At 41.8% G+C, this 12,042-nt stretch carries 10 protein-coding genes; 2 read left to right on the forward strand and 8 right to left on the reverse strand.

Translation table 11 applies throughout. The annotated features are described in order from the left end of the window. The 6 genes from K1X56_13380 to K1X56_13405 all read right to left on the reverse strand — a co-directional run. Positions 1-245 (reverse strand): hypothetical protein (locus tag K1X56_13380; protein ID MBX7095707.1); only part of this gene is annotated, 245 nt, incomplete at its 3' end. A 20-nt stretch (positions 246-265) separates the two neighbouring features. Further along, positions 266-937: a cytochrome c gene (locus K1X56_13385; protein MBX7095708.1), complete on the reverse strand. Its 672-nt coding sequence runs from the start codon at positions 935-937 to the stop codon at positions 266-268. Positions 938-942: 5 nt separating this feature from the next. Then, entirely contained in the window at positions 943-1,476 is a 534-nt protein-coding gene (locus tag K1X56_13390; protein ID MBX7095709.1) for a DUF3341 domain-containing protein, read from the reverse strand. 18 nt (positions 1,477-1,494) lie between these two features. Beyond that, positions 1,495-2,874 (reverse strand): polysulfide reductase NrfD, encoded by a 1,380-nt coding sequence (nrfD, locus tag K1X56_13395; GenBank protein ID MBX7095710.1) that lies wholly within the window; start codon positions 2,872-2,874, stop codon positions 1,495-1,497. A gap of 20 nt (positions 2,875-2,894) precedes the next feature. Beyond that, positions 2,895-6,275: a TAT-variant-translocated molybdopterin oxidoreductase gene (locus K1X56_13400; protein ID MBX7095711.1), complete on the reverse strand. Its 3,381-nt coding sequence runs from the start codon at positions 6,273-6,275 to the stop codon at positions 2,895-2,897. Between the two features lie 21 nt (positions 6,276-6,296). Continuing rightward, positions 6,297-7,622 (reverse strand): c-type cytochrome, encoded by a 1,326-nt coding sequence (locus tag K1X56_13405; protein MBX7095712.1) that lies wholly within the window; start codon positions 7,620-7,622, stop codon positions 6,297-6,299. Positions 7,623-7,889: 267 nt separating this feature from the next. On the opposite strand from K1X56_13405, the gene K1X56_13410 reads away from it, so the two are divergent. Further along, positions 7,890-8,390, forward strand: coding sequence for an SPOR domain-containing protein (locus K1X56_13410; protein ID MBX7095713.1), 501 nt, complete (start codon positions 7,890-7,892; stop codon positions 8,388-8,390). Position 8,391: 1 nt separating this feature from the next. Here the strand turns inward: K1X56_13410 and K1X56_13415 are convergent, their stop codons facing one another. Together K1X56_13415 and lepA are read right to left on the reverse strand one after the other, a co-directional pair. Then, complete coding sequence (locus K1X56_13415) at positions 8,392-9,114, reverse strand: hypothetical protein (GenBank protein ID MBX7095714.1); 723 nt, start codon at positions 9,112-9,114, stop codon at positions 8,392-8,394. Then, positions 9,114-10,901 (reverse strand): translation elongation factor 4, encoded by a 1,788-nt coding sequence (gene lepA, locus K1X56_13420; protein ID MBX7095715.1) that lies wholly within the window; start codon positions 10,899-10,901, stop codon positions 9,114-9,116. The genes K1X56_13415 and lepA overlap by 1 nt, the downstream gene beginning before the upstream one ends. 111 nt (positions 10,902-11,012) lie before the next feature. Between lepA and metF the strand changes: the two genes are divergently transcribed. Continuing rightward, on the forward strand, positions 11,013-11,966 hold the full coding sequence (metF, locus tag K1X56_13425; GenBank protein MBX7095716.1) for a methylenetetrahydrofolate reductase [NAD(P)H]: 954 nt from the start codon (positions 11,013-11,015) through the stop codon (positions 11,964-11,966). Positions 11,967-12,042 lie beyond the last annotated feature (76 nt).

Here is a 12,042-nt window from a genome sequence, read left to right on the forward strand (position 1 = left end):
ACTGCCTCATATACCCTCTTAGTTACTACACCCCATGCTGATTCTGTTGCATATTGCAGTGCCAGCATAAATAATGCAGCGATTGCAATTGCAAAGAAAAAGAATCCATTCACCAGAAGGTTGGCCCAGAATTGCTGATGATGTTCGGAATGATCCATGAAGAAACCTGCAATAGTTCCTACGAGACCAACTCCGATCAACGCGAAGGAGAAATTCTTTGCCCGGTTAGAAATTGTAAATTCCATTGTATCGGTTGCTTAGATGATTATTGGTTGGTTTTTGTACTATCTGCTACAACAGCAGCATTTTCTACCGGATAGTTACCGTCGTTTTGCAGCGACTTGATGTAGTGAATAACTTTCCAGCGTTCTTCTTTATTGATTTGACCTGCATGAGATCCCATGATTCCTTTTCCATAAGAAATGGTGTGGAACATTTTCCCTTCAGGTAGAGCCATCAGGTTGGCCGATTTATAATCGGGAACACCACTGATTTTTCCGTTTTGTACGATGGTACCCTGACCGTCTCCTTTTTCACCATGGCAATGAATACAAAACTGCTCATAGATTTTTTGACCTTCCGCAAGAATTACATCCTTGTTTTCCATGTTAATGATAACCGGATTCTTTACCACCACTGATTTTTCATACATCTCAGCTTCCTGGTCTGCATTGGCAGGTGCAAATGGATAAGGGAAATTAAATACAGCTTTGCTTTCATTCTCAGAATATGGAATGGTTCCTTTAGCAGGAACGCGGGCTGACTGAACGTCCGGATTACCAAAATCAGGGTAATCTACATAGGCTTCAACTGAAGGGGAACGATACATGTCTGGCATGTATTCATAACCTGGACTATTGGGATCCTTTGAGCAGGAAACCAAGCCGAGTACAATCAGGGATAACCCAAACTTGATGGTATTGGTATAGCGATTCATACGCATTAAGATTCTCTTACTTCTAATTCAATAATTCCGGTTTCTTTCAACATGCTTTGAAGTTCTTCAACCGAGTATTTGCTGTTTTCTGAAGCGTGCAGTTCCATTACAAACTTATCGTCTGTGGTACGCGGATCCGGGTTACGGGCTGGCATTCCAGGAAGTGTTTTGTTACGCAACAAATAAGTAATTGCCATACCATGAGCTGCACAAAAAACAGTGAACTCAAACGTAATCGGAATAAAGGCCGGAAGGTTTTCCATTAAGGAAAAACTTGGCTTACCACCGATGTTCAATGGCCAGTCAACAATCATGAAATAACGAATCCCAACAATAGCCAGAAGTGTTCCTGTTAATCCATATAAGAATGCAGCAATTCCTAAGCGGGTGTGCTGAACTCCGATCACAGGATCAATTCCGTGAATTGGGAAAGGAGAATAAACGTCATTCACGTGAACTCCTTTTGCGACGAGTTTTTTTGCACCTTCTAATAGAACGGTGTCATCGTCGTACATTGCAAATATTACTTTCTCTGCCATCTCGTTTTCTGTTCTTATTTAGTGATGGTGGTCCATTTTCTTATACTTCTCTCCTGATACTTTCAGGATTGATTTTACCTCATTCAAAGCGAGTACAGGGAAGAATCTCGCAAAGAGAAGGAAGAATACAAAGAAGATTCCGATTGTTCCGATGAATACGCCTATATCAACAAAGGTTGGATAGAACATACTCCAGGAAGATGGAATATAATCGCGGTGAAGTGATGTAACGATAATTACAAAGCGCTCAAACCACATACCGATGTTTACGATAATCGACATCACAAAGGTGAAGGTAAGATTGGTGCGTAATTTCTTGAACCAGAAAAGCTGTGGAGAAATTACATTGCAAGTCATCATACTCCAGTATGCCCAAGCATATGGACCAGAGAAACGGTTGATGAATGCATAGCTTTCGTATTCTACTCCCGAATACCAGGATACGAATAACTCCGTTAAATAAGCAACCCCTACAATGGAACCTGTAACAATGATTACAATGTTCATGTATTCCACATGCTTATTAGTAATATAGTTTTCGAGGTGCATTACTTTTCTCATGATCAAGAGAAGTGTTAACACCATTGCGAATCCTGAAAATACCGCACCTGATACGAAGTACGGAGGGAAGATGGTAGTGTGCCAACCCGGAATTACCGAGGTAGCAAAGTCGGTAGATACGATGGAGTGTACCGAAAACACCAGTGGTGTAGCAAGACCGGCAAGAACCAACGAAACTATTTCAAAACGGTTCCAGGCTTTTGCATTTCCTGTCCAACCAAAAGCCAGAATTCCATATACTTTCTTTGCCAATGGTTTTGTCATTCTATCACGAATTGTTGCAAAGTCAGGAATTAAACCAATATACCAGAACACTAAGGATACCGTGAAATAGGTTGAGATTGCAAATACGTCCCAAAGAAGTGGTGAGTTAAAGTTCACCCAAAGTGATCCAAATTGGTTCGGTAATGGCAATACCCAGTAAGCAACCCAGATACGTCCCATGTGGATACCCGGGAAGGTAGCCGCCATGATTACCGCAAAGATGGTCATTGCTTCAGCAGAACGGTTAATCGCCATTCTCCAGCGTTGGCGGAACAATAATAACACAGCAGAAATTAGAGTACCTGCGTGTCCGATACCTACCCACCATACGAAGTTGGTGATATCCCAAGCCCAACCTACGGTCTTGTTCAATCCCCATACCCCGATTCCTGTCCCCAGGAGGTAGAGGATACATCCTACTCCCCAAAGTGCTACTACTCCGGCGATAGAGAGGAGTACATACCAGGCTTTCGGTGCCTTGCTTTCAATCGGGCGACAAATATCCTCCGTGATGTCGTGGTAGGTCTTGTCTCCTAGAATGAGCGGTTGCCTTATTGCTGCTTCTTTTTGCATTCCTTGGCGTTTTTATGCAATTAGTGACTGTGTTCTTCTGAATGATGTTCTTCTTTTGCTTCTGCAACAGGTTTTCCTTCGATGTTGCGAACTTTAACCTGATACCAGATATTTGGTTTTACACCAACTTCTTCTAATGCCTGGTAAGAGCGATCTGCATCCGTTACTTTACGAATTTCAGAGTCGGTATCGTTCCAGTCACCAAAGGTGATAGCGTGTGTAGGACATGCTTCTGCACAAGCAGTAGTTGCATCTCCATCAACCAATTTGCGACCTTCTTTTTTCGCTTCAAGTTTACCTGCCTGAATACGTTGAACGCACATGGAGCATTTTTCCATAACACCGCGTGTACGAACTACTACGTCAGGATTAAGTACCAGACGTCCCATATCACTTTGTGCAGGGTTGAATCCAGTAAATTTCTTATACGTTGGGTAATTGAACCAGTTAAAGCGACGCACTTTGTACGGACAGTTATTTGCGCAATAACGAGTACCGATACAACGGTTGTATGCCATTTGGTTTAATCCTTCATTGCTATGGGTTGTAGCAGCTACCGGACAAACCGTTTCGCAAGGAGCGTGGTTACAGTGATGACACATCATCGGCATGAATACCACTTGTGGATTATCCGAAGGATTTTCCATTTGGCTGTACATGCTGATTGATCCAACACCTTCTTCTTTCGCTCTCTCTTTAGTCATATCTGAAGAGTAGTAGCGGTCGATACGCATCCAGTGCATTTCGCGACCACGACGTACTTCATCTTTACCTACTACAGGAATATTGTTTTCTGCGTTACAAGCAACAACACAGTTTCCGCAACCGATACAAGTATTGAGGTCGATAGACATTCCCCAACGGTGACCGATATGCTCAACCGGATGTTCTTTCCACATGTTCAATTCACCAACAGGTTTGTCAACTTGTTTTCCATCTTCATGGTAAACAATTGTTTTTGGCTTATTGAAAAGATCTTTATTTCCTGTTTTGTAAACACCGAAAGTAGTTTCTTTTACTACCGATTCGCGGCCCATAACCGTTTGGTGGGTTTGGGTAGATGCCAGATAATACTTCTCACCTGTTCCGCTTACAGAAGCAGCGTATGCACGGTAGGAGTAATGATTACCTGCCAATGCAACGAATGGATATACATTTTTACCAACTGAAACATGTTTTCCATCTTTCATTGTCGGTTCGCCGTATTGCTCATATTGGAACGCTGCTTTACCAATGTTTTCTCCATTAGCTCCACGTCCATATCCAATAGCAATACCTACAGTACCTCTTGCCTGACCTGGCTGCGGGAATACCGGAAGCGTAATTTCGCCGAGTCCCTCTACTTTTACAGTAGCGAGGTCAGCTGGCCATTCCTGACCAATGTGGGTATTGTATTTACCTTCCATATCAGCTGGTGACATGGTGATGTAGTTATCCCAGGTAATTTTAGTAATTGGATCCGGCATTTCCTGAAGCCATGGGTTAGCAGCATGTGCGCCATTACCCATTCCTGCGTTTTGATAAAACACAACTTCAAATTCGCCACCGTTTATTTTTTTGATTTCTGATCCTGCTTTATTCACATCACCTACGAATGCAACTTGAGCAGGAGATTTGGTGCTCATGTTTCCGGAACCATTATGCACATTCCAGTTCCAGTAGTCTTCGAAACTTGCGATTTCGGTTTGTGTTGGGAATCCGTAGAGTTCCCAGTTTTTGCGAATCACTTTGTAATATGTGTCGCTATCCTTGGAACCACGAGTTGCAAGTCCGCCAAACACCAACATACTTTCCTGCATGTTACGGGTTTCGTACAAAGGACGAATTGCAGGCTGTGCAATGGCGTAGTGATTCGCTTTCGGATTCAGATCATTCCATGATTCGAGATAATGGTGATCAGGACAAATGAATTTACATTTTGATGCGGTTTCATCTGCTAGCTGAGAGAATGAAACAGAAAGTTCCATTTTCGAAAGAGCCTCACCAAATGCAACACCATCCTTGAGGGAATAAACTGGATTAACAGCGCCATCAATCAGTATTGCTTTGATTTTATTTCCGGTAACCTCTTTCACTAACTCTTCTACCAGAGCATCGTTAGCAGCAAAAAGATTTACAGGATTATTTAAATTGATTGTAGAAGCATAATTGCCCAGTTTTTCGTTAATCGCGTTAACGATCACCTGAACGTTTACATCGTTTGAACCGGCAACTACCAATGAAGCGCCTGCATTTTTCTTCAATTCATCTGCGGCAGCTTTTGTTTTATCCAATAACTCTACAGAAACATCGGAAATTTTACTTCCGGTAATATGCTGATACAATGCTGCAGCAACTTTACCCTCTTCTGATGGTTTGATGGGAACACGAACATCAGCAGAAGATCCTGTTACTGAAAGAACCGTTTCGAACTGGAAGTGACGCGACATCCATTCACCTTCTGGGCGACGATTACTTGCATATTGTGCAACATATTCGTTATGCAACAACCAGTTGGTAAGGAAGTCGGCCGAAATACTAACGATTGCTTTCGCTTTAGAAAAATCGTAGTCCGGAATAATTGGCATTCCAAATGAGTCCTTATTAGCCTGACGAATTGCCGAATAGGAAATTGCATCGTATTGAATGTGTCTGATATGACCAACAGGAGTAGCTTCCATTGCAGGTTCTGCACCTTCAGCAGCAGGAACAGGAGCAACCACAGGCATAACAACCGGAGTTGCCGTTGAATCTGATGGCGTTCCAGCAAGTGCAGCCAGAGTAGCAGGGCTTGCTTTTTGACCATTAAGACTTGAAATTAAATCGCCAATAATGGTTTGTGTGGAAGGAGAAATTACAGTTCCGGTAAGGATTCTGATTTCACCACCTGCTTTTGCAATGCTTTGAAGTTTTTCAGAGATCGCCTTATCTACGGTTGCCCAGTCAGAAGCAGCACCGTCCATCATCGGTCCGGTTAAACGTGCCGAATCGTACAAGGACAATACTGAAGCAGTTACACGAGCATTAGCAGCACCACGGGTGATACCATGCTTACGGTTCGCTTTGATAAAGATTGGTCGACCTTCACGGGTTTTCACCAAAATATTGGCGAAATCGTTACCATCGTAATATGTAGAAGCATACCAAGTAGCAACACCAGGAGTAATTTCTTCTGGTTTTGCCACATATGGGATAGACTTAATTACCGGTGCTTCACAAGCTGCAAGCGTTGCTGCAGTTACGGAGAATCCGAGGAATTTTAAGAAATCACGACGACTTGTAGAAGATTCCTTCAATTTATCATCGCCCAAAAAGGCATCGATAGGAAGCTCTTCTGCAAATTCGTTGTCGCGGTTTTTCAGAAACTCGGGAGAGTTTTCGAGTTCTTCAATTCCTTTCCAGTATTGCTTATTTGTACTCATAGCGTTCGCCAAAAGGTTTTTTTAGTAGTGACATTTTGCACATTCCCAACCACCCATTTCTTCAACAGTGATTTTCTCATCTTCGAGGTGCTTTTTGTAAAGCTCCTTATCATTCATGAGACGTTTTTTCATTTCATCGTAATAACCGCTACCTTCCATTTTCACTTCTGCCTGCTTGTGGCAATCGATACACCAACCCATTGTTAAAGTAGGACGGCCCTCGATTTTGATGTTTCCTTCGATAGCATTCAACTCATTGATTGGCATTACGCGAGCAACGGTTTCGTTTTCCATTAATCCGTGACATTGCTTACACTCTAATTTACCTGCAACAATATGTTGTTGGTGAGAGAAGAATACGTGATCGGGAAGGTTATGAACTTTGATCCATTTAATGGGTTCTGTTTTTCCTGTATAACTCATTGTTTCAGGATCGAAACCAACAGCTTTATAGATTTTTGCAATTTCTTCGGTACCGGTATTGGTTCCTTTTTTGATCGCCTTGTGACAGTTCATACAAACCATGGCAGAAGGAATCATTGCATGTTTTGATTTTTCTACAGAAGAGTGGCAATATTGACAAGCGATTTTATTGTCGCCTGCGTGCACTTTATGCGAGAATGCAATTGGCTGCTCAGGTTTGTAGTTTTCGAAAACACCAACCTCTTTCAAGCGGTACCAACCATCGGCTAGTCCACCGAAAACAAAGAACAACACAAAAACAGAAACCACTACTTTATTTCTCCAAGCCCATGCTTTCCAGGTTTGCCAATAAGTAGCATCAGGAAGCTCAGGTTTTCCAGCTTTTTCGCGGTTAGCATTTACTAACTGACGACGAACTGATCCGGCCGAGAAAGCGATAATAGCGAAAATTACACCGAGGATAATCACCCACATGTAAGATCCACCTTCTTCTTTTTTCTCAGTCCCTTCAGCTGGTCCTGCAGCAGCAGTTGCAACCGGTGGAGTCCATGCTTCAATGTATTCGAAAATAGCATCGATTTCTTCGTTGGTAACTGCCTGTGGAGGCATTGCGCTTTTGTTAAAATCCTTGTAGATTTTGTTCGCATACGCATCGCCTGAAGCGATTACTTCTCCGGAGTTTTTGATCCATTTATAGAAATTCTCTTCACTGGAGTTTTTCTTCCAACGGTCGCGTGCACCTTTAAGCGCAGGACCTACAACGCGATCCTGAGGATGGTGACATGCGCCACAGGCGCCTTTAAACAAGGCTTCACCATCAGCAGCTGCAGTTGCAACCTGGGTAAAACTAAAATTGAAGAATAAGACTAAAAGGGCCGCGATTCCGGCGAGTCTATTGGTTTTTGCTTGGTAAGAAATGTTCATAGAATGTGGTCGACTTTGGTTGGAGAACTCTTAACCGAGGGCAAATTTATCAGAGAAAAGCAATGAGACTCCAAAATTGTCATAAAATTGTCAGAGAAGTTAATAATTTATAATAATTCTAAATAAGCCTTAATATTATACAATTTACTATCAAACGATTAGGTATTATTTGACCGCTTAAGTGTTGTTATTTTGCCAATAATATTCGGTTTAGCTCAAAAAATTGAAAATTCTGGCTTTTGGCAAGGCAATTGCTACCTTTGGTTCATGCAAAAAGTAATCGCACTTATCCTTTTGGTTTTTAGCTTTTCTAATCTCCTGGCACAGGAAGAAGACAATGACTGGAAGCTCTATAAGCCTGTTGGTCAAACTACTAAAGACAGCATTGTGAAACCCGGCAATGCTTCGTTCCAGCTTCCAAGTACTGGTAAGCAAGGGAAAGTTACCGTTCAAAAGGACAATCGCATTGATGGCTTAACTGAATTCGTTGGCACTCCTCAGAATGGAAAAGTGAATGTTACCATGAAAGGTTACCGTATTCAGGCCTACCTGGATAAGGACAAAAACAAGGTTAACCAACTTAGAGCCCAATACCTGTCGGCCCATTCTGAGCAACCCGCATACATCGATTTTCTTGCACCTAATTTCAGATTGCGCATTGGAGATTTCAGAACCAAATTAGATGCGTCAGCTTATCTGGAGCAGATAAAAGTCATTTTCCCGGATGCTATTATTGTAATGGACGATATCGAATTGCCCAAATACTAAATCAGAATTTAAAGCTGATACCGGCAAAGGCATTCCAGTTGAGTCCGGAATATAGATTACAGTTAGTCGTACCGTATACCAGTTTAAAAAAATCATTCAGTGGGAAACCGAAAGTCATTCTGGCCCCCGCTCTAATTCCAAATCCGGACTTGTGTTCATACAATAAAGTAAGTTCAATATCCGGAGAAAAGGAATGAAACCTGGCGGAGGCGTCAATACTGGTAAGTGTGGTATTGGATAAATCGAGGTAGTCTACTTTTCCGGATTGTTTTACTTCAGACCAGGAGAGTCCTCCGGAAATAAAACTCAGGTATTTGTTTTTATCCTTGATATAGCCAATCAATAACACCTGATATTGGGCATAAAATGTAAATGCCTGGAACGACAAATCAAGATTTTCCCTCATGCCATTAAAAAATAAAGGCGCGGATGCAGAAGAATCATCCATGTACCAGGTCAACTCTTCTTCCGGTGAATAACTTCCGTCGGAATTTTGCCACCAGGTATTCTTTTTATGAATTTCTCCTGTTGTTCCATAGGAAACTGCCCCATGTAAAAATGAATTTCTGCTCAACTGATATTGAATCCCCAATTGCGGATAAAATGAGCCATGAGCAAAATCGGCTTGTCCATACAGCCTTAACGAATGTGAATTATCCTTCGGCTGAGCATCACCCGACAGGGTGAAGAAAAGAAACAGCAAAACCAGAAAATGATACCTCATTAATCCAGTTTAAGTACCGCAAGAAAGGCTTGCTGAGGAACCTCAACACGACCTACCTGACGCATACGTTTTTTCCCTTCTTTTTGCTTTTCGAGCAGTTTTCGTTTACGCGAAATATCTCCACCATAACATTTAGCGGTTACATCTTTACGTAATGCCTTGATGGTTTCCCGCGCGATAATTTTTGCACCAATTGCAGCCTGAATAGGAATTTCGAATTGCTGGCGCGGGATTAATTCTTTCAGTTTTTCGCACATTTTTTTACCTAACTCAAAAGCATGATCGCGGTGAATGAGTGCGGAAAGTGCATCTACCTGTTCGGCATTTAATAAAATATCGAGTTTAACCAGGTCGGATTCTTTATATCCAATCGGAAAATAATCGAAGGAGGCATAACCTCTGGATAACGTTTTCAGTTTATCATAAAAATCAAATACCACCTCTCCAAGCGGAAGCTCAAATGAAAGCTCCACACGGTCGGTAGTAAGGAAGTTCTGATTGATAAGAACGCCTCTTTTACCAATACAAAGCGACATGATATTACCCAGGTATTCCGATTTTGTAATGATTTGTGCTTTAATATATGGTTCTTCTACCTTTTCTAATTTACTCGGATCCGGTAATTGAGAAGGGTTATGGACTTCGATCAATGTTCCTTTTTTATCATATGCTTTGTAGGATACGTTTGGAACCGTGGTAATAACCGTCATGTTAAATTCACGCTCGAGACGCTCCTGTATGATTTCCATATGCAGCAAGCCCAGAAATCCACAACGAAAGCCAAATCCTAATGCAGCCGATGATTCCGGTTCAAAAACCAGAGAAGCATCATTCAGCTGGAGCTTTTCCATCGCATCGCGAAGCTCGTCAAACTCATCCGTATCTACAGGATAAATTCCGGCGAACACCATTGGTTTTACATCTTCAAATCCTTTGATATCTTCAGCACATGGTCGCTCTTTATGCGTAATGGTATCCCCTACTTTAACGTCTTTTGCATTCTTAATTCCCGAAATAATATAGCCTACATCACCACAAGTGATTTCATTTTTCGGCATTAAGTCGAGTTTAAGTGTTCCAATCTCATCGGCATTGTATTCTTTGCCGGTATTGAAGAACTTCACTTTATCGCCCTTTTTAATAGAACCATTCATGATTCGCATAAATGCGATAATTCCACGAAAAGTATTGAATTCGGAGTCGAAAATTAAAGCCTGAAGCGGAGCATTCGGATCACCCTTTGGTGCAGGAATTCGTTCAATGACTGCATTTAACACATCATCCACTCCCAGTCCTGTTTTTCCGGATGCAGAAAGAATTTCTTCTCGTTTGCATCCCAATAAATCAACAATTTGATCTTTTACTTCTTCGGGCATTGCCCCCGGAAGATCGATTTTATTAAGAATCGGGATAATTTCAAGATCGTGATCCAAGGCCAAATACATGTTGGAAATAGTCTGAGCCTGAACCCCTTGGGCAGCATCCACTAACAAAAGTGCTCCTTCGCAGGCCGCAATGGCTCGTGATACTTCGTAGGAAAAGTCAACGTGACCCGGCGTGTCGATCAAATTGAGAATATACTTTTCTCCTTTGTAGGTATATTCCATTTGAATGGCGTGGCTCTTAATGGTAATCCCTCTTTCACGTTCAAGGTCCATATCATCGAGAGTCTGTTCGGTAAGCTCCCGTTCACTTAGTGTACCGGTCATCTGCAATAAACGGTCGGCCAGGGTCGATTTACCATGGTCGATATGCGCAATGATGCAGAAATTTCGGATTTTCTTCATTTCCATACAGCCGCAAAAGTAAACAAATAAGGCATCCCTTAGGGCATTACCTCGAGATTAGCTTTTCTTTTTCGTCGGGACAAACCTATATTTGCGGTCCAAATCACTCCCATGAAAGTAATTGACCACCTGAAAGATGCCAAACGAACCTTGTTTTCGATTGAAATTCTGCCTCCTTTAAAAGGTAAGAGCATTCAATCGATTTTCGATGGAATTGATCCTTTGCTGGAGTTTGAACCTTCATTTATTGACGTCACCTACCACCGTGAAGAATATGTATATAAAAAACGAGATGGCGGATACCTGGAAAAGGTAAGCATCCGTAAGCGTCCGGGTACCGTTGGAATTTGTGCGGCCATCATGAACAAATACAAAATTGATGCAGTACCTCATATCATTTGTGGCGGATTCAGTAAGGAGGAAACCGAAAATGCATTAATTGATTTACAATTTTTGGGTATTGACAATGTTTTGGCACTTCGTGGCGACTCCATAAAAACCGAAAGCAGTTTTAACCCTGAACCAGATGGTCATGCCTACGCGCTGGATTTGGTGAATCATATTTCCAATATGAATAAGGGTCTATATCTTGAAGATGATGTTAAAGACATGGCCCCCACCAATTTCTGCATTGGCGTTGCCGGCTATCCTGAAAAGCATATGGAAGCTCCCAACATCAACAGTGATTTGAAATTTTTGAAAATGAAAGTTGATGCAGGTGCTGAGTATATTGTGACCCAAATGTTTTTCGATAATAAAAAATATTTTGAGTTTGTTGAATTGTGCAGGAAAAACGGGATTAATGTGCCCATTATTCCTGGTTTGAAAATTCTTACAGGCAAGAAGCAGTTAAGCGCATTACCAAAAATATTCCATATCGATTTACCGGAAGAGCTTTACGACGCTATTGACAAAGCGAAAGATGACAAAGAAGCTAAGGAAATTGGTATACAATGGTGCATTAAACAATCGAAGGAGTTAGTGAAAGCGAATGTGCCTTGTTTACATTTTTACACGATGGGTGTTAGTGAAGCCACACGAAGAGTAGCTAAAGAAGTCTTTTAATTTAAAGCCAAACCTTCGTTCCTTCGGAGCAGTTGGAACAGATATCTATATCTTTCCTTGAAGTAGAAACAGCTTT

The organism is Flavobacteriales bacterium (assembly GCA_019694795.1).
Classification (GTDB): domain Bacteria; phylum Bacteroidota; class Bacteroidia; order Flavobacteriales_D; family UBA2798; genus UBA2798.